A 21,689-nucleotide genomic window follows, 5' to 3' on the forward strand; every position below is an offset into this window, starting at 1 on the left:
TTCTCTGTATTTTTCTATTTTACTATTTCCATCGTGTCTGGCCACCGTAATCATTTTCAATTTAGTGACAATTCATAGGGTGAGGAGGTTATGGATGCCCAATAATTACAGGTAGGAGCCAGTTAGGTCGTCAATCATGGCGACTGACGACCTAACTGTTTGAGCACAACATATTACAAATTGACGCCTCTCATGCCTGCTTCATGATAACGTTCTCCAGAAGCTGCACCTCGTGGAGCAACTTCATTAATACGATCTAAATCGGTAGGTGTTAAGGATATTTGAAGTGCACCGACATTTTCTTCTAAATACTTGATTCTCTTTGTCCCTGGGATTGGAACAATATCATCCCCTTGGGCAAGTAACCATGAAAGTGCAAGTTGGGACGGCTGGCAGTCTTTTTCACGGGCTATCTCATTTATCTTCTGAACCAGTTCCAGATTTTTTTTGAAGTTTCCCCCTTGAAAACGAGGAGATAAACGACGATAGTCATCCACTTCTAAGTCCTCAAACTTTTGTATTTGTCCTGTAAGAAATCCTCTTCCTAATGGACTGTAGGGGACAAATCCGATCCCGAGTTCCCTGCAGGCGGGCAGAATCTCATCTTCTACATCCCTGCTCCAAAGAGAGTACTCCGTTTGTACAGCTGTAATTGGATGGACAGCATTTGCCCGTCGAATTGTTGCCGCAGAAGCTTCCGAAAGCCCTATATAGCGAACTTTCCCCTCTTGGATTAAATCGGCCATCGCTCCGACGGTTTCTTCAATTGGTGTGTTGGGGTCAACTCGATGCTGGTAGTAGAGGTCGATATAATCCACACCTAAGCGGCGAAGACTCGCTTCACATGCTTTTTTCACATATTCTGGACGGCCATTTATTCCTAAAAATGCCCCGTCCTCTGCTCGTACATTTCCAAATTTAGTGGCAATAACCACTTGATTACGTTGTTCTTTGATGGCTTTTCCAACCAATTCTTCATTCTTACCGACACCGTACATATCAGCTGTATCGAGAAGGGTAATACCCATTTCAAGTGCACGATGAATCGTCCTAATTGATTCATCGTCATTCCGTCCGCTGTAAAAGTCTGACATCCCCATACAACCCAGCCCAAGTGCCGAAACTTCAAGCTCCGATTTCCCTAATATTCTTTTTTGCATCCTTTACCATCCTCTCATGATTATCCTTTTTCGTGAAAACAACGTATTTATGCTGTACATGTTTCCTTTCATTTAACCGAGATCCTTTTATTTATGTAAGGCTTAGACAGTATTTACATATTATACCAACTTGGTGAATTTTCCACCAATGAAACAATAATTTGGGGCTGCTTTACTTTCTCTAATTCATTGTATGTCTAGTCTTGGTAAGATAGGACGGCCACTCTACCCACAAAAAAGGACTATCTCCTATGAGCTAGTCCTCTTCCTTTATTTCATAGAATCCCCTTAATCGATTCCACCACTTGGTCAATCTCGTCTTTTGTTGTATACCTTCCTAAACTAAAGCGGATGGCACCCATTCCAACTTCTTCAGAAACACCCATTTCCTTTAAAACTGGGGATAATTCAATACTGCCGGCGTGACAAGCAGATCCTGTGGATGCAGCTAACTGAGGGATCGCATCTAACAGCTCTTGACCAACTCTTCCTACAAAACTGACATTCAAAGTATTCGGCAGACGGTCCTCCGAATGGCCATTCAATACGATCTGATTGCCGAAATTCTCCTTTAATTGCAACCAAAAATAATCGGTTAAATCTTTTATTCCACAATCTTCTACGTGTTGTTTAGCCATCTCACAGGCCTTTCCTAAGCCCACCGCCAATAAAGTATTTTCGGTACCTGCCCTAAGGCCAAACTCATGGCCCGCTCCATGGATAAGTGGTTCCAGATGGATTCCCTCTCGTATATACAGCGCGCCAATTCCTTTTGGTGCATAAAGTTTATGTCCGGCAATCGTTAGCATATCTACTTTCAAATCATTCACATTTACCGGAACTTTTCCAACTGATTGGGAAGCATCCGTATGAAAAGCAAGCCCAAGTTGTTGAGCTAATTCCCCTATCTCCTTTATTGGCTGCAAAGTACCAGTTTCATTATTTGAGTGCATAATGGAAATCAAAATGGTTTCTTTGGTAATTTCTTTTTTTATTGCTTCTAGTGTAACCTTCCCCTCCCATTCAACGTCTACATATGTGACCTTTGCCCCAATTTGTTCAAGAAATTTGCAAGGGTTCATAATTGCAGGATGTTCAATTTTGGAAGTAATGATATGATTGCCTTTATGCCGATTTTTAAAATAATATCCTTTTAATGCAAGGTTATTGGCTTCACTGCCCCCGCTTGTAAAAATAACCTCTCTTGGGGAGCAGCCAATTAATTCGGCCACTTGTGCTCGGGTTTGAAGTAATAATTCTTTTACGGGTAACCCTGCCCAGTGTAAGGCCGACGGGTTCCCATAAAATCGATCTAATAATGGCTTCATTGCCTCGGCTACTTCAGGAGCGATTGGTGTACTGGCATTGAAATCGAGATAAATTTTTTCCATCAATAGACTCATTCCTTTCCCCTTAGACAGAAGCTGGGACCTTAACAACGCTGTTAATAAATTCTATGAACAAATTATTCATTTCATGGTTCGTACTCGCCATCGATTCAGGATGCCACTGAACACCGACTGTAAATGTGGTTGGATGGATATACTCCACTGCTTCAACAATCCCATCCGATGATTGGGCAACAACTCGAAGGTCATTGGCCACCTTATCAATGGCTTGATGATGGAGACTATTCACACGTACTCGTTCAGAACCGACAATTTCAAATAATTTACTATCCGTGGCGATGGTCACCCAGTGAGTATCTCTGCTTCTATCAATTTTCTGGTTGTGTTGGATGGGTTCCTTCACTTGACTCGGGATGTCCTGGATTAATGTACCGCCAAGGGCAACATTCAAAATCTGAACACCTCTGCAAATGGCAAGGATCGGAATATTGTTTTCAAGCGCATATCTCACCATCGCGATCTCTGCCACGTCCCGCTCCGGAGTAGTTGGACCCAAGTGCTGATGCGGATCCTGGCCAAAAAGTTTTGGATCGACATCTTCGCCTCCACTTAGAATGATTCCATCGCACAATGCAAGTGTTTCTATTGCCATCTCAGGGTTAATGTAAGGAAGAATGATAGGTATTCCTCCATTGGCGGCAACACTTTTATGATAATCATGGTGTACATAGACACCTTCCATATATTCGTTATGTTTTACATAGGCACCTGTAATGCCGATAACTGGTTTTTTGCTCATATTTTTTCCTCCTTAACAAGCTAACATCAATATCTTATCATACTCATTCTTTAAGATTGTATTTTTGTAAAAGCTACTATTTTGAACTTCAAAAAAAATTTACATAAACTTCAAATGTTCTTCATAGATTACTATGTATGGCTTATATAAAATAATATAAAGATTGTCAAAGGATGGAGATAACATGGAGTATGTTCTTTACAATGGCAAGAAATATTTAATCCTTTATAAGTACACTTCAGGATTCTGCGAAATTAAGGAAGTCGATAGTATACATAATATACAATTGGTTCATTCATCGGAATTAACAAATATACATTAAAAAAAGCTGAAAAAGGGAATGTACCCTTTTTCAGCTTTTTTTACTTAATTGTTGGCGACAATAGAAGAGATGATATGTCGCGAATTCCATTGTCCTTCAGAAAACGCAATGATTGGATACTTTTTTGGAAAAAGCATTTGCGTAATTTCATCAATGGAGCGGCCTTCTTTGTATAGATTTTCTACTTCGCCAGATAAATTCTCAAGGTAATCTAATTTTTGTATCATCCTGCTTTTTCCATCCTCAATATAACCACTATGACAACAAAACAGGGATTGAAAATTAAAACTGAGCAATGTGCGAATGGAATTGATAATCACAGGGATGGATTCGCTATCCATAATGACCTTTGTTCTTGTTGTAACGAACAAATCTCCTGAAAATAACCGGCCGGATTCTTCATGAAAAAATGAGACATGATCCTCGGCATGCCCTGGTGTATAGATGACTTTCCATTCTTGATTGCGTGATTGAATTTTCTCCCCAAGAGGCAAGGCATCAAAAGCCGTCCGCACCCCCCAGGTAAGTTGTCGATACTTTGGATAGGGACAATGCTGATTGCAAATAGAAATACCGTTTGGATGAACATAGATTGGAACCTGTTTATGCTTTTGAATCCATGGCGCTAATCCTGAATGGTCTTCATGGCTATGCGTTAATGACACCAATTCAAAATCATGCTGCTCATAAAATGGGATCAGTTCTGGCTCAAGGCATTGGGTCCCTGTATCAATTAGCATGCCATCCACCAAAAAAGCATAAACCGTTCCTAATTTGATACCCGAGCTTTGAACATTCCCCTCTATACATAGAACGTCCTCATTCGTAAACACGTTTACCATGATCGACAATCCTCCTTTTTCGAATTTTCTAAATTGTTATAACAACTGTATCGAAAAATGAATGAATAATCAATCATATTTTCTTGAAGAAATTTACACCTACGAATGAATATTTCGCCACATTTTCTCAAATTATATGATAAAAAAGGTGGGGTTCTCATGAATAATTGGCATCTGATTTTGGCCGGAATTGTCTTGTTAGTCTTAATCGTCGGTTTAGTTGTTACGTTGGGTACTGGAAGAATGGTAAGTACTAAATCGGGGGAATTTGATACTCCAATTAATGAAGGCACACAAAGACATCCTTACTTATTGAATCCAGTTTTTCTTGTCTGGATTATTGCAATGACAGCTATCATCATTTATATCATCTATCTAGGCTTTAATTACTATTGAAAAAAATCAAGCGAAAGGCCCTCGGTTTTCTGGAGGTACCTTTCGCTGCTTTTGTTTTATTCTGCTGGAGCATGTTCCACGGCGATTTGGTATGCATCCAATATCGCTTCACTTTCAGAAGGATCATTAATACCCACTAAATCTTGATTCCCTTCCTCTCCTTCTATTTTCATAACGATGGTTTCATCCTCAGCCTTTAATAACGCATAGGATTCATCCTCCATATCAAACAAAGCTTCAACAGCATAATCTTTAAGATTCCCTTGGTTATCTTCGATCGTTATAAAATCACGTGGTTCATCACGTTTCATCATCTCTCACCTCAACAATCATTATTCCCTTAACGAAGAATGTGCTAGATGGAAATTTATAGTTTTTACTTTCAAAAGAAAATTGGGCAAAATAAAATACTAGCCTTGAGTGAGGAGGCCATTATGGCAGACAAAATTATTGAAATCGTTTCATCAGAAATGCAACAAGAAATTGAACGAGTTATCTATGGCATGACTTTCACGAAAAATTTTCGCTCACCTACTGCTGAAGAGTGGTATCTTTTCTTGCCCGGCTACCAAGATCCACGATCAGGCGGGGCAGCTGGAAAAGCCATAATTCATTATAATCTTTACGGAAATCGAGAAATTTTTATTAATACTACAGTGATTATTGACGTTCCTGCACTACATAAACCTAATGCTCACCCGCTCGTCTACACGATTGCAGATGAACTGGTCAATCGGCTCGTTGGTTATGCTGACACCCTGCTTTCAGTTCATGCTGGTGAAAATTCATATGATGCTGAATATAATCAGAAATAGATTATTAAAACTGGAACTATATGGATTAAAACTGCGAACAAGTTTTGAATTTTTCGACACTATTCTATATAAACTGCTTTTCTTTCTTGTTAAAATTAAAAACAAATATCAACCTACAAAAAGAAAGAGGTTTAAATGTGTCACATAATCCAAAAAGTTCAAAACCAGCTTGGCTGAAAAGCTACATAGGTTCACCAGAAAAGCAGCAAAAGTTATATCGTCGAACATTGCTAATCGTGGTTATGTCACAGATTTTCGGCGGTGCTGGACTGGCAGCAGGTATTACTGTAGGTGCACTCCTTGCCCAAGAAATGTTAGGGACGGACAGTTATGCAGGGATTCCAGCAGCATTGTTAACGTTTGGCTCTGCAGGAGCAGCGCTGCTGATCGGTCGCGTCTCTCAACGCTTTGGCCGTCGAATCGGTCTTGCGGGAGGCTTTTTGACTGGTGGAATTGGTGCGGTTGGAGTTATTGTTTCGGCCATTACTAGTAATATTTTTTTTCTTTTTGCATCACTACTGGTCTACGGTGCCGGATCGGCTTCAAACTTACAAGCACGCTATGCTGGGGTAGACTTAGCCAAACCTACTCAGCGAGCAACAGCTGTCAGTATCTCCATGGTTTCAACGACATTTGGGGCTGTGGCAGGACCAAACTTGGTGGATGTCATGGGTCGATTTGCTGTCTCTATTGGTGTCCCCGCTCTTGCCGGTCCCTTCATTCTAGGGGCGGCAGCCTTTCTTCTTGCAGGTTTAGTCCTACTAGCATTTCTGCGTCCAGATCCTCTAATTGTTGCCAACGCCCTTGCCGATCGGCAGGTCATCGACAAGAGTGATCCTATTGAGAAACAATCTGGTAATCTGGCAATGAATAAAAGAGGAATTATTGTTGGAGCTACCATCATGGTGTTAACGCAAATTGTCATGACCTCGATAATGACGATGACACCTGTTTACATGAAACATCATGGACATGGTCTGAGAGAGGTTGGCATGGTCATCGGCTTCCATATTGGCGCAATGTATCTTCCTTCGCTCGTCACAGGAATACTCGTGGATAAAATCGGACGGACCACAATGGCCATCGCTTCTGGTGCGACACTTCTTGCTGCGGGCATACTAGCTGCCAGCGCACCTTCAGATTCCATGCTTCTCCTTATCGTCGCGCTATCTTTACTAGGACTTGGCTGGAATTTTGGTTTAATAAGTGGCACCGCACTGATCGTCGATTTCACTCATCCCTCAACTCGCGCCAAAACCCAAGGAACGGTAGATGTCTTGATCGCTTTAGCAGGGGCTTCTGGGGGAGCCCTATCCGGGATGGTGGTCGCACAAACAAGTTACGCAGGGCTTTCATTCGCAGGGGGAATTCTTTCTCTTATCCTTATTCCAGTGGTTATCTGGTCTCGTGGTAATCAAAAAATAACTGAACAAAACTAATAAGAAGAAAATAGGATCTCTGGAAATGAGATCCTATTTTCTTCTTATTTTTAAAAAAATATTTAAAAATTCACTATTTCACAATTAAATTTATTTTCGGAATTTTATATGTGTGGTATAGTCATAGAAAAGAAAAAATGGAGTGATAAAAATGAAACTGCAAGTCCAACGTGCTTATAATTTCAATGCAGGCCCTTCTGCATTACCCATTTCTGTTTTAGAAAAAGCTCAGGCAGAACTAATTGATTTTCGTGGTACTGGCATGTCCGTCATGGAACTTAGCCACCGCAGCAAAGCTTATGAAGAGGTACATAATCAGGCGATTGACAGCTTAAAGGAGCTTCTATCCATTCCTGATACTCATGAAGTCCTCTTCTTGCAGGGTGGTGCAAGTCTTCAATTTTCGATGGTAGCAATGAATTTTTTACAAACGGGTAAAAAAGCGGCATATGTCATGACTGGCTCTTGGTCAGAGAAAGCTTTCACCGAGGCAAAACTATTTGGCGAGGTTTACCATGCGGCTTCTACGAAAGAAGGCAACTACCGCAGCATTCCTGCGCTTGATCAATTACAGTACGATTCATCAGACGCTTATGTCCATGTAACTTCAAACAACACGATTTATGGTACACAATGGAAGGACTTCCCAGACACTGGTGATGTTCCATTAATCGCAGACATGTCCAGTGATATTCTCTCTAAGCCGATTGATGTCAGCAAGTTTGCGCTCATCTATGCAGGCGCACAGAAAAACCTTGGCCCTTCAGGCGTAACCGTTGTGATTATTCGTAAGGATTTGCTTGAACAAGCAAACACAAATATCCCAACGATGTTAAAATACAGCACGCATTCTAAAAATAATTCATTGTATAACACACCGCCAACTTTCGGTATCTATATGCTTGGAGAGGTTCTAAACTGGGCACGTGAATTGGGCGGTTTGGATGCCATTGCAAAGCTGAATGAGAAAAAAGCGAACTTGATTTATGAGACAATCGATGCAAGTAATGGTTTTTACATTGGTCATGCCACACCAGAAAGCCGTTCCCATATGAATCTTACATTCAACTTAGCGTCAAAAGACTTAGAAAAGAAATTCCTCGAGCAAGCGAAACAGGAAGGCTTTGTCGGCGTAAACGGACACCGCTCCATTGGCGGATGCCGAGTATCAGCCTATAATGCGGTTCCAGTGGAAGCCTGCCAGGCATTCAAAGAGTTCATGATTAAATTCCAATCAGAAAATAGTTAAGATTTCTGTAAAACGGAAAGACCAGAGGAGATAAAATCTCTTCTGGTCTTTTTTTATTATCATTATCTACCGTCAACTACTTCTTTCAATATTTCATACGAACGTTTTTGTTTTTCCGTGTCATAAATATACGATACGGCCATGAGTTCATCGACGTGATATTTCTCTTGGAATGCTACCCACTGTTGGCGGACAGTTTCTTTACTTCCGATCAATGTCACACTTTGCTTCGTGGCGGCCATTTCCTTTTCCATCGGAGTCCAAATCTCATCCAAGCTTTCAACTGGCGGCTGCAACGGATTTTGCGTTCCACGAACAACATTTAGGAAAAATTGCTGCATTGTTGTCGATAAATACTGAGCTTCACCATCTGTTTCAGCAGCAATAACATTTAAACAAACCATCATATATGGTTTATCCAAGTATTCTGAAGGCTGGAATCGACTTCTGTAGATTGAGATCGCTTCTTCCATGAATCTTGGGGCAAAGTGGGAAGCAAATACATATGGCAGTCCCAAGCTTGCCGCAAGATACGCGGAATCAGTCGATGATCCAAGGATATAAATCGGAATATTCGTGTCAACACCCAGATAGGCTTTCACATAACTTTGCTGTTCTGCTGGGCCAAAATAAGTAAGCAGTGCATTCACATCATCCGGGAAGGTGTAGACAGAATCATTTTTCGAACGTCTTAAAGCGCTTGCCGTCATCATATCTGTTCCAGGTGCCCGCCCAAGTCCCAAGTCGACACGATTAGGATAAATTGTTGCTAAAGTGCCAAACTGTTCTGCAACCACGAGCGGAGAATGATTAGGCAGCATAATCCCGCCAGACCCTACATGAATCGTATTTGTATGTTCTAATACATGTTTAATTAGAATCGATGTCGCTGAACTGACAAGTGTCGCTGTATTATGATGTTCTGCAATCCAATAGCGTTGATAGCCCATCGTTTCAACTGATTGCGCGAGTTCAACCATTGAATCAATCGCTTGGCTAGGAGTTTGCCCCTTTCGGATTGGAGCTAAATTCAAAACAGATACCGGTATCTGAGTAGTTGTCATTTTTTTCATTCCTTTCCCTAAAGAGAATACTACTATAGTAACAATAGGAAGGAAGAAATCAAAAATAAATGCTTACCAAGATTACCTTAACTTCTATTTCAAAAGCTCCCAACATCGATTGGACTGATGATAGTACTTTCGAGACATTACTTCATTGGTCAGCATCCCTTCCAATTACATTCATAGTCTTTATCAAGTTCACTAAATAATAATCCAGATTCCTATCTACTTTAAGCGGAGGATTATTGAAGCTTACTATCTTGACACCAGAATCGGAAAAAATTGGCATATTAATCAGAGAACTCGCCCGCACTTTATAATAGAGGATGCATATAAAATTGTATGCTATTAAAAATAGCAATTTCATGAATTATTCTCTGGTACAGGAGCGGATATTACTCTTGCAACAAGAACAGAAAAAGAAGGTGTTTATTTTGCCAAAACCACACAAAAAGCATCATCATGTACAAGCCCAAAACAATCAATCTCAGACTGATGGACAAGACTCTCAAGCTCAAACTGAAGAAGAAAACTCTCAAGCTCAAACTGAAGAAGAAAACTCTCAATCCCAAACTGAAGAGGAAAACTCTCAATCCCAAACTGAAGAGGAAAACTCTCAATCCCAAACTGAAGAAGAAAACTCTCAAGCTCAAGCCGATGGAGAAGACTCTCAAGCTCAAGCCGATGGAGAAGACTCTCAAGCTCAAGCTGATGGAGAAGACTCTCAAGCTCAAGCCGATGGGGAAAACTCTCAAGCTCAAGCCGATGGGGAAGACTCTCAAGCTCAAAATAGTCAACCCAATGTGCTAAGCCCTACTCCAAAGGGGAAGAAGAAAAAGGACTAATTGCGAAACTGGAGAGAATAGGAGATAACTGGTGATTTTATTGGTGGCAAAATTTATCTTTTTGCCACCAATAAAATCACCCTCCATAAATCACTAGCCTTATTGATGTCTTCTGGCATATATTAATAATTATAATTTGTGGGAGGGTTTACATTGATTGTTTTGCTATTAGGGATTTTTTTCTACATTTTCTTGGTTCCACCGATAAAGCATAGTAATTCAGCAAAACAAGCGAGGATAAACGACGACATGAAAGGTTCCCAAATAAACCTTGGGGTGAAACAAGATATTTAACCTAGAATTGATCCTCATGTTTATCATTTTTTTATCCGTAATTAGTTTAATAATTTGGCGACCTAAAGGGCTCAATGAATGGATCCCCACAGCTATTGGAGCATCGATTACTATTTTTTTAGGAATTGTGCCTTTAGATGATATTTATAAAATCCTCGATATCGTTAGTGGAGCGTCTATTACCATTTTATCAACGATTATTATGTCTATAGTCTTAGAAAGCATTGGTTTCTTTAATTGGGTTGCATTCAATTTAGTTAAAAAAGCAAAGGGTTCCGGTACTTTACTTTACATTTTTGTAAACCTAATTTGTTTTTTAACGACCATCTTTTTTAATAATGACGGAAGTATATTAATTACTACTCCGATAATAATTCATATGACAAATTACCTCAACCTTAAACCCCATCAAAAAATTCCATATTTACTCTCAGGAGCATTAATTGCAACCGCTTCCAGTGCACCGATTGCAATTAGTAATATATCAAATTTAATTGCATTGAAAATTGTTGGGATAGATTTAAACAGCTATATAGAAATGATGTTTGTACCATCTATGATTGGTATAGTCACAATTGCAAGCTTGCTTTATTTATACTATAAGAAGGCTATTCCCAAAAAGATTGAACAAAACTTCACTGATCCGCTTACCATGCAAATTAATATAAAGATTGATTGGTGGATGTTTAGGGTATGTATGGTCATTGTTGTAGCAGTAAGAGCCAGTTTCTTTATCTTAACACCGTTTGGTATTCCAATGGAGTGGATAGCATTAGCAGGGGCCATTTTAATAATTATGATTAGGTGGTATAAAGCAGGAAAAGGCGTAAAAGATGTCATAAGTAAAACCCCGTGGCATATACTCATTTTTGCTTTTAGTATGTATGTTTTAGTATACGGTCTTCAGAATGTTGGATTAACATCCTTTTTAGTAAAATACCTTCAACCCCTAGTAGAAAGTAGTCATTTAAATGCTAGTCTAACAATGGGTATATTATTAACGTTTTTGTCAAATATATTTAATAATTTACCTGCTGTGATGATAGGTACATTATCACTCACTGATATGGGATTAGACCCGCATACATTACAACTATCTTATCTGGCAAATGTGCTAGGCAGTGATATTGGTTCATTAATAACCCCTGTAGGAACTCTTGCCACTTTAATATGGATGTACATTTTAAAAAGCAATAGCATTAGATTTACGTGGGGTCAGTATATTAAAGTCGCTGTACTCGTTATACCAATTGGATTAATTACAAGCTTAGTAGCTTTATATTACTGGAATGAATGGTTTATCTTCAAATAAGGAATAGGCAATAAGGACTTGTTCTCAAAGTGTTAGCGTCAAACTTATCCCACCTCGCTACATATTGAGAATTACGTGTTAATCTCCAAAACAATTGAACGAAAACCCGAATAATATACACTTAATAAAGTCCCTTATTCGGGTTTTGTCCAATGGAGCCCATCATTTTAATAATTCTCTCAACTCTTCTGTCATTTCTTCCACTAATTCTGGACGGCCATGAAACTCGGCAGGAGTATTTTGAAACAGTTGAATTCGCCAATCCCCTTCTCGATTGACAACAACCAGTGTATGATGGGTGTTCACGTTGTGATTAATATCCGATTGACCCGGAGGCACCATCCCTGCAATTGCTCGAACTAGGGCAATCTCGGAACTTAAAAACCGAACATCCTTCACTTTACTAACAAATCGTGCAGTTGGATGATGTTCAAAAATTGGCTTTAGGTGCGAAAATATTTCCTGCCTGCCAATTGATTGAGACCCATCAAACCCGATACTCTCGCCATCCTCCGTAAATAAGGCTGCCATTCCCTCAGCGCTGCGTTCATTCCAGGCATCTAATAGCTTTTTATAAACTGCTTGTACATCTTTTGATTCCATCCTTATACTCCTCTCATTGCTTTGTTATTATCGTAAATCAAACCTGATCATAATTTCAACCTTCGGGTCAGTCCAACCTCAAATAAAGGTCAGTCCCAGATGAACCAGGACTGACCTTTTATTCCGTAACTAATAATTTTTCCATCTCTATTATTTTTTTAAGATATTCATATTCATTGTTTTCGAGAATATCTATTTCATTGTTAGTGGCCAATAGAATTTGATTGCGGCACTTGGATATTCTTTGAATCATTGGGTGTATCGTTAGGCTTGATAAATTAACAAAATCGTATACGTCTGTTAAACAAACCGGCAGTTTATAGCCCTTATTGCTGCTGGCAATTAACAGACCGCTATCCCGGAGTTTGGAGACGATGTTCGACCTAAAGTAATGGTGATTGATTTTGTTCACCCGAATGGCATTAAGATTATCGAGAATTTCTTGCGTGTAGACATAATCATTCGGGTTTTCTCGCAGGTTAAATAGCAAAAACTTGAGAAAATCAATCCTAATTTTTTCATCCATGTCTTCACTGTTTTTATTTTTCTCCAGGTAATGGAGGCTTAAATTCACCGATTGTTGAAAAATAACCTCATCAAACTGAGTGTCCTGATTCCTAGATATGTAATCATGTAAATAATTTTTATAGTTTTGCGGCCATAAATTCATTGCGATGATTTTCTTTTTAATGATTTTATTAAAATTCGGATAATGTTCAGAGTATTGGGTTTTGTCATACCCTTTTGCAATCGTCCCAGCTATTATATTAGCCAATTGGAGGAGAATCTCAGATGAATTGTTATTGAATCCAAAGGTGGAGTAGTTAAAAAGATCGGGAATACTTTTTTCAGTGATATAGGTTTTAAATTCAGTCATGAATTCTTTCGATCCCTGTTCAACCAAAACAAGATCGAGCTGATCAAAGGTCCGTTTCAAGTCATCATAAATCAAACGATTCATGTATTTAATGAATGTCTTTTCAAAAGTGATGCCGTTATCTTCTCTAATTTTTCTTTTGTCGACGACATACGCATAGATATTAAACGGAAAATCCTTCAGTTCATTTAATAACTGAATTCTTTGATGTGGGTTATCGATTCTGGCAGATTGCATTTCTTCGCTTGAAAAGTATTTTTGTCGAACCTTCTCGACTTCCTGTTCTAACCATTCTTTATTAGACTCTTTCGCTAGAATCGCAACGATAATAAAGTGGGTTGATACATCATTACTTCCAAAATCAAAACTATAATCACCTGATTCATCAATAAACGCAAATTGGATATCGTTCATTCTCCCCACCTCACCCCAAATTTCTTACATTCTTAATTCAACAAAATAGTCTTTAAAACCTTCTAAAAGTTATTTTTCACCTGATAAATCTCAGGATTATGTTGATAACCCGCATGTACAACGTTCTTTTCCGAAAACAATCGAATAGGCAGAAGGAAATTCTTGATTCACCCGCTGGACCTCGCGGGCAAATTCGACTTCATTTTTAGGAACTTGGGATAAGGAATCCGCCTTTTTCTGCGAATCAACATGAGCTCCAGGTGGGACAAAGCTTCCCGGCTTAAGTGTCACACCACCGGTAACAATAGCTCCGGAGGCAATAAAACTGCCCTCTCCGACCCTGGCATTATAAACGATAGACTTAAAACCAATAAATACTTTTTGATCAATCTGACAAGGACCATGGATCAGCGCCCCATGGGCACAGGATACCTCGTCACCAATATAAATTGAATATTTCTTTTGGTTAATCTCCATCTGTTTGTTTTTTAAACCGTGAAGGATTACCCCATCCTGTAAATTACAGTTGCTTCCGATGTAAAATGGCGTCCCTTCATCTGCACGGATACTGACAAAAGGGGCGACAAACGTATTTTTTCTGATTGTGACATCGCCGACTATATAAGTGAATGGACTTAAAAAGACTGTTTTATTGATTTTTGGATAACTGGGGGTTGGATTTGTTGATGTTGGGGGATTTGCTCCGACAAAGTAACTATACATATTAAAAGCACCATTTATATTATTGTGATAGTTCCACAAAATAAATTCCCCTTTCTGAGCATTGATTTCTTCCTGACTCTCATACTACATATACGTAAGATAATTAGATTCATACCAGATCCATGGTCTTCCGTTCAACAAAAAAGGCAGTGATTCCCAAATCACTGCCCTTTTCAAGTTATTCTTTTGTTAGTTTCACAGATTGTTCGTCCTGCTTACCCATTTCTTTTTCTAAATGCTCCATCCTTGCATCGATCGTGCTGTGGAGAAAAGATTGGTTTACTTTTTGTTCTAATCGTTCCAGATAGTTTTCGATATCTTTAAACTTGGATGAAAATTGGTCCGAGTATGAACTTGATTCTGAAACCTGATTTATTTTGAGATTAGCCCGTGTGACATTTTCCCGACCCATTAATTCCATCCGGCGCAAATTCATATCCTTTAACTTATGTTTCATTTCATCGTGCTTTCTTTCTAATTCACTTAACTGCTCAGTGACTTGTGCAAGAGATATCTTAAGCCGCTCTGCACGTTCCGCATATTGCTGATGCTCTGCTGAGGCAAATTGATAGAGTTCCGTTTCATCAGCGTTTGATGCAATCTCTGCTTGGTACTTCCTTTTTTCTGCTCGTTCTGTTGCCTGAAGGTATTCTCGCGTAAATTCTTCCTTCAAACTTGCTTGACGTTCGACTAGTTTACCAACTTTCACTGTCTCTTGCTCACACTCATAAAGATATTGATTAAGTAAAGCAATTGGACTTTGTTTTTCCTTGTGTTGACGTGATTCATTTAAATCAGCAATAATTAGATCTTTAATTTTAGTCAATAAGTTTGCCATTTTCATTTTCCCCTTTGATTATTATTTTTTTAATTCATTCCATTGTTTATCAAAATTTTCAAATGGATCGGACTCCTTGATCACTGGTGGCTTTTTATTTTTATTCCATTGTTTATAAACAAGAAAAAGTACATAAGCTGCACCAACCCCGATAAGTGCTGGGATATGGTGGATGGTTGCTGATAATACAATTAAGCCGATGATGATTAACCCAATTTTCCAGCCTGTAGATTCCGCCTTCAAATACTGTTTATAAATGAAGTAAAGAATCGCTAGGCTGACAAGTAACCCTACCATCGGACCAATAGTTTTTAGTAAAATAAATGCAGCAATTCCGCCCACTAACAGTAAACCGAATTTTTTCATGTTATTATCCTCCTTCGTTTCACTTAACTTGAACACTGAGCTTTTCATAACTTTATCTTGATTTCATCTTACCTTTTTTCATGGTATTTAATAATTGCGCTTTAGCTTGATTTTTCACTAAGACCTAAGACGTAGATACGATTGGACTGCATATAACAAAAAAGCCCACACTCTATCTTGACAATGCAAGTGAGTAGGAGCTCTCATTAATTTATGTGGAAATTTAGTACTATAGCATGGTCTTTAAAAAAAACAGAAAGGTCAAACTTTTATTTCGACAGCAATCTGGTATAATTAAAATATTACCATTCCAACCATATTATGGTGTAATACTAAAAAGCATTTACCGAGAGGTAGATTCTTTTTTATATAATCTTTTTTCAGGAGGTTATCCATGTATAAAATCAAGAATAAGGAAAAGCTATTCATTTACACAGGTCCAGATGGTTCAGGCAGAAAAACGGTTGCCAAAATGGTAGCCACCGCTTTTGATATGGAGACAGTCATCTCCTACACAACTCGCTCCCCTCGCCACTATGAAAAGAATGGGGAAGACTACCATTTTATTAACGAAGATACATTCAAAAAGATGGAAGATAAACAGGAATTTCTTGAATGTGTCGAAATCGATGGTATCCATTATGGCATTCGCGAAGAGGATATTGTTAAAGCATTCGAATCCCACAACCTCGTATACCTCACATTAAATCCCGAAGGAACCGAAAAATTAAAACAAATGTACGGTGATCGTGTCATGCGCTTCTTCATCTATGCCGACCGCGATACGGTTATTGAGCGACAAAAGGAACGACAAGATAATGAACAAGATATTGCCCGCCATATGGCCCATTATGATGAAACCATGAACTATAAAAACAGCTGTGAACATGCCTTTGAAAATTATGATTCACCGCAGATTTCCTTTCAAGTCAGTGAAGTTATTGAAGAATTTCTCGAAAGAGGTTTTATCGTTACCGATTATTAATTAAAAATAAAGGTGTCAGGCACCGATTGGTGCCTGACACCTTTATTTTTTCTGGCTTGTTAACTTTTCAAGTTCATTAAATACGGCCTCATAATCTTCTTTTTTGTCCGCTTTAAATGAGGTGTTTATGTAGGTTATTACGCCTGTTTTATCCACCACGAAGACTGAACGAATCGCTGTTCCGCCTTTTTCGTTAAATACATAGTAACTTTTTACCGTTTCTTTAAACCAATCAGATAATAATGGGTACGGCAGGGTTCCCATACTCGCTGCGAAGACTCTATGGGAGTGGATATGGTCCACACTAAGCCCAAGTACTTCCGCATCTAATTGCTCAAATCTCTTGTAATCCTCTTTCCAAGAGGAAATTTCTATAATTCAGCCGGGTGTAAAGTCCATCCCATAAAAGGCAACGACGATGTTTTTCTGCCCGCGATAATCTGACAAGGATATCTTTTCCTTTGTCGTTGCCGATAAAGTAAAGTCTGGGGCAGAGTCACCGATGTTTAATGAATCTATCATGAAATCTCCCTCCTCTTTTAGTAATTTCTGGACTCACTTATTTCACTTTTTTTCCAGTTTGGTCCTGAATCGGTACATGCTTTGGCCGCTCGGGATAAGAAGCTTTACCTTCCTCGGGACCGGTAAGGTCATTTCTTTGGTCTAGAACTTTCCCAGTATATTCAATTGGGTTATTCTTCGGCATGGTCTCACCTCCCTTTGAAAACCGTAATTATCTCTGTTAGCTCTTTTTATTTGGAAATTTCAGCTTCTGCTCAGCTTCACTCATGTTCGGATTACTTCTGGGCTGGCTTTTGTTCAATGCTTTCTTTAATTCAATGGCAGCATCATCGCCTGTATTGTATTTTTGGTCCATACTGTTCCCTCCTTTTGGTTTTATTATGAACCTAATCAGAAGGTTCATTCTCTGATCTAACGATGAGCCAAATAAAAAGAACTCTGAAAAACAAATTACCTTTGTTTCTCAAAGTTCCTGGTTAGTTAATATATAAAACTACTCCTGTAATTTAACTTTTACTTTCCTTTGCCGCTTTCCTTTGCCTTCAGTCTGATGTTCATTTTTTATAAAAAAGGAAAGAATAAGGGCTAATAGTGACAGGATGGATATGACCATAAAGGCAACATTGGCCCCATACATATCCGGATAGGAAATCTCTGGGCGCGTCTCGGCATTTTCCGCTGTCGTCGTCATAACCGTGACAAGAATGGCGGTCCCAACAGAGGCTGCGATCATTTTCATCGTATTATCCACTGCCGCTCCATGAGGGATTAAGTGTTTGGGTAACTGGTTTAAGGCTGATGTTGCGACTGGCATCATTACCATTGAAAAACCAAACATCCTGATCCCATATAAAACTGTTATATAGGTCATCGTCGTCGAAGGACCTAAATTTGTAAAAGCAAACGAAGATGCTGTCATAATCGTTAAACCAATCATTACTAACCATCTTGCACCGATTTTATCAAACACTCTCCCAATAATTGGTGCCATCAATCCACTGATTAGCGCCCCAGGTAATAGTGCGATCCCTGCCTCCACTGCCGTAAATTCGCGCATCCGCTGCATAAATAAAGGGATGATCGTCTCTGCCCCTATCAGTCCCATAAAGCCGATCATTCCAATGATAATGGCAAACGGGAAAACAGAATACTTAAATACACCAAATTCAAGCATAGGATGTTTCAGTTTTAACTGTCTTGTAATAAATAGAACCAGTGACAATCCTCCGATTCCTAACGTTAAAAGCGTGGTCGGGTTTGCCCATCCATAATTTCCTGCACAAGTAAATCCATACAATAAGCCGCCAAAACCTAGTGTAGATAACACGATAGAACTAACATCCATTTTCGGTTTTGATACTTCAGTTACATTTTTTAAAGCAAAGAAAGCAACAAGAATATCAATAAGAGCAATCGGCAAAATGATAAAAAACAGGACTCTCCATGAAAATTGTGATGTCACCCAACCTGACAGTGCCGGACCAATTGCCGGCGCAAAGGAAATGACTAAACCGACCAATCCCATTGCGGCACCACGTTTATTGACAGGAAAAATCATCAAAAATACCGTTGTCATTAAGGGAAGCATAATCCCTGCCCCGCCAGATTGTATAATCCTTCCTAATAATAGTAGTTCAAAGTTAGGAGCTATTCCGCCTACTAGGGTTCCCACGGCAAAAATACTCATTGCCGAGATAAACAGCTGCCTCGTGGTAAACCGTTCTAATAGAAATGCACTAATCGGGATCATAATCCCATTGACTAGCATAAATACCGTTGTCAGCCACTGCGCGCTGTTGGCGGTTATATGCATTTCTTCCATAATTGGAGGTATCGCTGTGATCATTAAAGTTTGATTTAAAATAGCAATAAAAGCTCCTGCAAGCAAAAGCGCAACGATCGTCGATTGTTTATTTCTTGATATCGCCATCTATCCATCCCCCATTCCTATTTTCTTTCTTTATGATGGTGAGTTTCGCTGTTAGCCTATGCAAAAAAAGTACTTTTACAGATTAACTGATTTATCCAAAAAGTGCCAATCAAATGCTCTTTGTTATATCCCCTATCCATTTGCAGCCCAGCCACAAAAAAAGAGCACTTTCACCACTATGAGGAAGGAATTCTTGAACAAAAAAATCGAGTGGAGATATAATCCCGCACTCGATGTTTTTACTTCTTAATTTTGTAATTTTTATGGTTGACTATGGTTGTCAGTGGCTCATCTTTGTCCTTTGAGAAACCATATTGGACCATAACAGAATTTTCCCTTATCCCAGAAACGACACCTTCAAGGTTCTTTCCATCCCGTTGAAAGGAAATTGTATCGCCTAACTTTGCCGTTGCCATTCCATCACCTCGACAATATCGTATCCATAATTTCTCGAAAACATACTTTTCAAATGATGGATCATTACAAAAAAACAAGCCTTTGTATGTGCAAAGGCTTCGTGGGTTATTGTAGAAACCACTAATGCGCCATCGTGCCCTCTAGGAACATTTCGTTAATGGTCTTTCTAAATCCCCATATAATATCAGTTAACATATCCAGATCAATATCAACTTCTTTAATGTCCCAATAATTTTCATTTTTTCGGTGGTAGGTAAAATTCCCTTCTGGATACTTCATAATCGTAAGTGTCCCTTTGGGGCTATCCGTGTTTAATGTAAGAAAATACTTCCTACCATCATGGTGAGCATATCTCTCAAAGTCATGAAGAAATCCAGTTATTTCACTAATTCTCAAAATCATCACTATTCACTCCCGATCTCTTATTCTTAAAAACAATGTGTGAAAAAGTAACGTGAGGAATGGGAATAGCACACTACACCAATAAGGTTATTGTATTGATTATAGAAGGAAAAAAATGTTATTTCAACTTAAATGTTAAATATCCAAGCATTTTTTCCTGATCATCGGTGTCAGGCACCACTATTTCTCAATTAACTATAAAATTTGGAATCCCATTTTTGTGTGAAAATCTGATATAGTTGTCTTTATGATGGAATGGAAAGGAATTTTGATATTATGAAATGTATTTCAATTGATCTAGATGGTACATTATTAAACTCTCAGCATGAAATTTCTGTGGAGAATGAGAAAGTTTTAAACGAATTAAAGTCCCAAGGTCACTGCCTGATTTTGAATACAGGCCGGGCTTACGCAGATGTCATTAAATTAAAAGCTGTTCAAAATATGGAGATTCCGATCTTTTGTATCAATGGATCCGTTTTATATTCAGAAACTAGAGAACTAATGTATGAGGCTACCTTACCTATTTCAACCTATAAAAATATTATGGAGAATCTAAAAGGATTAGAAGTTGGTATCCTTGTTTATACAAATTATGGAGGTTTTCCCTCAACATTGCCGCCATTACACGGCAAAAGTAAACAGGAGCTGGATCAACTTTTTCAAACATTTAATTATGATGAAATTCTTGAAAAAGACAATCTTAAAATCTATAAACTTATTGCATTGGTCCACCCAGATCAAGTAGAAAAAATCGAAGATGTTAAAGCAGCTTTGGCGGGCAAATTCGATATATCTATGGCTTCTTCTTTTCCAAATAATGTGGAAATGACCTCAAGTGAAGCCCATAAGGGAAAAGCATTATTACGTTACCAGCAAATGATGAATCTTTCTTTTGAGGAAATTATTGCTTTTGGTGACGGCGGTAATGACCTCGCCCAGTTTGAAGTCGCAACCACGTCTGTTGCAATGGGAAATGCCCCTGCCCTTGTTCAACAAAAAGCCGATATCATTACAAAAACAAATGATGAAGATGGATTTTCCTATGCTGTCCGCGAACTTTTACAGTTATTAAATGCTGAAGAAACAATTCTTTAATAAAAGATTTCACTATGTCATTTGATTTTGCACAATTTGTCGGTTAATTTTCTTACAGTCTGTTAGACTTGTTCAGTCATTTAACATAGTGGAAAGCATACCCTTCTTACTAAAGGAGGGATTTTTTTATGAACAGAGAATTCGCAAATAAAACGTCATCCAGATCTTCTGGTGTTTTTGGACTTATTTTTTGTTTTATTGGAATTGGATTCATGTTTATCAACGTATTGATTGGATCGATTATCGTTATTCTTGCCCTCATCATTTTTCTAATTATGTATTTCTTTGGCAATGACACCACGGTTATTTGTCATGAAAAAGGGTTTACTGTCACTATCGCGAGCCAAAGAAAAGGTACATTTGTTAATGAGTATACCTGGGAAGAGGTAATTGATACCCTGTATTATGAGAAAGAATCGGCAGGTGAAAATAATACCACCACATGCTATTTCCAAGTAAAAACAGAAAAAGGAATCGCCTTTAATGTATATCAGATGAAGAACTTCCATGAACTCATTGAACTCTTTAACCAAAATACAACTCACCTTGCATACTTTTGGGAAAAACCAACAGGCTTGCTTAAAACAGGTTATCATAAACAAACACGTGTCCCGAATAATTAGTAAAA

26 protein-coding genes are annotated in these 21,689 nt (G+C 38.7%); 9 read left to right on the top strand and 17 right to left on the bottom strand.

Features of this window, described 5'->3' with window-relative positions; genetic code table 11:
• Window positions 1-173 precede the first annotated feature (173 nt).
• The 4 genes from FS608_RS07170 to FS608_RS07185 all read right to left on the bottom strand — a co-directional run bounded on the left by FS608_RS07170 (window position 174) and on the right by FS608_RS07185 (window position 4,472).
• On the bottom strand, window positions 174-1,160 hold the full coding sequence (locus FS608_RS07170) for an aldo/keto reductase (protein WP_144548546.1): 987 nt from the start codon (window positions 1,158-1,160) through the stop codon (window positions 174-176).
• A gap of 275 nt (window positions 1,161-1,435) precedes the next feature.
• A complete protein-coding gene (locus tag FS608_RS07175; RefSeq protein WP_313958698.1) occupies window positions 1,436-2,563 on the bottom strand; it encodes a cysteine desulfurase family protein in 1,128 nt (375 codons plus the stop codon).
• A gap of 10 nt (window positions 2,564-2,573) precedes the next feature.
• Window positions 2,574-3,308, bottom strand: coding sequence for a gamma-glutamyl-gamma-aminobutyrate hydrolase family protein (locus tag FS608_RS07180; protein WP_144548547.1), 735 nt, complete (start codon window positions 3,306-3,308; stop codon window positions 2,574-2,576).
• A 366-nt stretch (window positions 3,309-3,674) separates the two neighbouring features.
• On the bottom strand, window positions 3,675-4,472 hold the full coding sequence (locus tag FS608_RS07185) for an MBL fold metallo-hydrolase (protein WP_144548548.1): 798 nt from the start codon (window positions 4,470-4,472) through the stop codon (window positions 3,675-3,677).
• A gap of 159 nt (window positions 4,473-4,631) precedes the next feature.
• Here FS608_RS07185 and FS608_RS07190 point away from each other — a divergent pair, with 159 nt between their 5' ends.
• Window positions 4,632-4,868 carry a hypothetical protein gene (locus tag FS608_RS07190; protein ID WP_035446489.1) on the top strand — a complete coding sequence of 79 codons (237 nt, stop codon included), beginning with the start codon at window positions 4,632-4,634 and terminating at the stop codon, window positions 4,866-4,868.
• Window positions 4,869-4,924: 56 nt separating this feature from the next.
• Here FS608_RS07190 and FS608_RS07195 read toward each other — a convergent pair whose 3' ends face one another.
• On the bottom strand, window positions 4,925-5,179 hold the full coding sequence (locus FS608_RS07195) for a DUF1292 domain-containing protein (protein ID WP_313958699.1): 255 nt from the start codon (window positions 5,177-5,179) through the stop codon (window positions 4,925-4,927).
• A gap of 159 nt (window positions 5,180-5,338) precedes the next feature.
• Between FS608_RS07195 and FS608_RS07200 the strand changes: the two genes are divergently transcribed.
• The 3 genes from FS608_RS07200 to serC all read left to right on the top strand — a co-directional run bounded on the left by FS608_RS07200 (window position 5,339) and on the right by serC (window position 8,371).
• Window positions 5,339-5,683: a hypothetical protein gene (locus FS608_RS07200; protein WP_395947637.1), complete on the top strand. Its 345-nt coding sequence runs from the start codon at window positions 5,339-5,341 to the stop codon at window positions 5,681-5,683.
• Window positions 5,684-5,820: 137 nt separating this feature from the next.
• Complete coding sequence (locus FS608_RS07205) at window positions 5,821-7,122, top strand: MFS transporter (protein ID WP_260871601.1); 1,302 nt, start codon at window positions 5,821-5,823, stop codon at window positions 7,120-7,122.
• Window positions 7,123-7,273: 151 nt separating this feature from the next.
• Complete coding sequence (gene serC / locus FS608_RS07210; RefSeq protein ID WP_144548551.1) at window positions 7,274-8,371, top strand: 3-phosphoserine/phosphohydroxythreonine transaminase; 1,098 nt, start codon at window positions 7,274-7,276, stop codon at window positions 8,369-8,371.
• 62 nt (window positions 8,372-8,433) lie between these two features.
• Here the strand turns inward: serC and FS608_RS07215 are convergent, their stop codons facing one another.
• Window positions 8,434-9,435 (bottom strand): LLM class flavin-dependent oxidoreductase, encoded by a 1,002-nt coding sequence (locus tag FS608_RS07215; RefSeq protein ID WP_144548552.1) that lies wholly within the window; start codon window positions 9,433-9,435, stop codon window positions 8,434-8,436.
• 338 nt (window positions 9,436-9,773) lie between these two features.
• Here FS608_RS07215 and FS608_RS07220 point away from each other — a divergent pair, with 338 nt between their 5' ends.
• Together FS608_RS07220 and FS608_RS07225 are read left to right on the top strand one after the other, a co-directional pair.
• Window positions 9,774-10,280 (top strand): hypothetical protein, encoded by a 507-nt coding sequence (locus FS608_RS07220; protein ID WP_144548553.1) that lies wholly within the window; start codon window positions 9,774-9,776, stop codon window positions 10,278-10,280.
• Between the two features lie 310 nt (window positions 10,281-10,590).
• Entirely contained in the window at window positions 10,591-11,886 is a 1,296-nt protein-coding gene (locus tag FS608_RS07225; RefSeq protein WP_144548554.1) for an arsenic transporter, read from the top strand.
• A gap of 162 nt (window positions 11,887-12,048) precedes the next feature.
• On the opposite strand, the gene FS608_RS07230 is transcribed toward FS608_RS07225, so the two are convergent.
• The 5 genes from FS608_RS07230 to FS608_RS07250 all read right to left on the bottom strand — a co-directional run bounded on the left by FS608_RS07230 (window position 12,049) and on the right by FS608_RS07250 (window position 15,707).
• Window positions 12,049-12,489, bottom strand: a complete 441-nt coding sequence (locus FS608_RS07230; protein ID WP_144548555.1) for an SgcJ/EcaC family oxidoreductase — start codon at window positions 12,487-12,489, stop codon at window positions 12,049-12,051.
• Window positions 12,490-12,607: 118 nt separating this feature from the next.
• Window positions 12,608-13,780: a DUF3800 domain-containing protein gene (locus FS608_RS07235; protein WP_144548556.1), complete on the bottom strand. Its 1,173-nt coding sequence runs from the start codon at window positions 13,778-13,780 to the stop codon at window positions 12,608-12,610.
• Window positions 13,781-13,876: 96 nt separating this feature from the next.
• A complete protein-coding gene (locus tag FS608_RS07240; protein WP_260871602.1) occupies window positions 13,877-14,542 on the bottom strand; it encodes an LbetaH domain-containing protein in 666 nt (221 codons plus the stop codon).
• A 139-nt stretch (window positions 14,543-14,681) separates the two neighbouring features.
• The gene (locus FS608_RS07245) at window positions 14,682-15,341 is read right to left on the bottom strand and encodes a PspA/IM30 family protein (RefSeq protein ID WP_144548557.1); all 660 of its coding nucleotides are present in this window, start codon (window positions 15,339-15,341) and stop codon (window positions 14,682-14,684) included.
• Window positions 15,342-15,362: 21 nt separating this feature from the next.
• Window positions 15,363-15,707, bottom strand: a complete 345-nt coding sequence (locus FS608_RS07250) for a lmo0954 family membrane protein (protein ID WP_144548558.1) — start codon at window positions 15,705-15,707, stop codon at window positions 15,363-15,365.
• A gap of 394 nt (window positions 15,708-16,101) precedes the next feature.
• Between FS608_RS07250 and FS608_RS07255 the strand changes: the two genes are divergently transcribed.
• Window positions 16,102-16,692, top strand: a complete 591-nt coding sequence (locus FS608_RS07255; RefSeq protein ID WP_144548559.1) for a guanylate kinase — start codon at window positions 16,102-16,104, stop codon at window positions 16,690-16,692.
• Between the two features lie 42 nt (window positions 16,693-16,734).
• Here FS608_RS07255 and FS608_RS07260 read toward each other — a convergent pair whose 3' ends face one another.
• From FS608_RS07260 to FS608_RS07280, 6 genes are all read right to left on the bottom strand, one after another.
• Window positions 16,735-17,214 (bottom strand): redoxin domain-containing protein, encoded by a 480-nt coding sequence (locus tag FS608_RS07260; RefSeq protein WP_260871603.1) that lies wholly within the window; start codon window positions 17,212-17,214, stop codon window positions 16,735-16,737.
• A gap of 37 nt (window positions 17,215-17,251) precedes the next feature.
• On the bottom strand, window positions 17,252-17,398 hold the full coding sequence (locus FS608_RS30120; RefSeq protein WP_186328642.1) for a hypothetical protein: 147 nt from the start codon (window positions 17,396-17,398) through the stop codon (window positions 17,252-17,254).
• Between the two features lie 36 nt (window positions 17,399-17,434).
• Complete coding sequence (locus FS608_RS31190) at window positions 17,435-17,569, bottom strand: hypothetical protein (protein ID WP_260871604.1); 135 nt, start codon at window positions 17,567-17,569, stop codon at window positions 17,435-17,437.
• A gap of 138 nt (window positions 17,570-17,707) precedes the next feature.
• The gene (locus tag FS608_RS07270; protein WP_144548562.1) at window positions 17,708-19,144 is read right to left on the bottom strand and encodes a DHA2 family efflux MFS transporter permease subunit; all 1,437 of its coding nucleotides are present in this window, start codon (window positions 19,142-19,144) and stop codon (window positions 17,708-17,710) included.
• A 239-nt stretch (window positions 19,145-19,383) separates the two neighbouring features.
• Complete coding sequence (locus FS608_RS07275) at window positions 19,384-19,560, bottom strand: DUF2187 family protein (protein WP_098576478.1); 177 nt, start codon at window positions 19,558-19,560, stop codon at window positions 19,384-19,386.
• A gap of 121 nt (window positions 19,561-19,681) precedes the next feature.
• Window positions 19,682-19,963 (bottom strand): hypothetical protein, encoded by a 282-nt coding sequence (locus FS608_RS07280; protein WP_144548563.1) that lies wholly within the window; start codon window positions 19,961-19,963, stop codon window positions 19,682-19,684.
• Between the two features lie 276 nt (window positions 19,964-20,239).
• On the opposite strand from FS608_RS07280, the gene FS608_RS07285 reads away from it, so the two are divergent.
• Together FS608_RS07285 and FS608_RS07290 are read left to right on the top strand one after the other, a co-directional pair.
• Window positions 20,240-21,061 (top strand): HAD family hydrolase, encoded by an 822-nt coding sequence (locus FS608_RS07285; RefSeq protein WP_144548564.1) that lies wholly within the window; start codon window positions 20,240-20,242, stop codon window positions 21,059-21,061.
• 128 nt (window positions 21,062-21,189) lie between these two features.
• Window positions 21,190-21,684, top strand: coding sequence for a hypothetical protein (locus FS608_RS07290; protein WP_144548565.1), 495 nt, complete (start codon window positions 21,190-21,192; stop codon window positions 21,682-21,684).
• The last annotated feature ends 5 nt before the right edge of the window (window positions 21,685-21,689 follow it).

This window comes from Bacillus sp. X1(2014), from assembly GCF_007678255.1.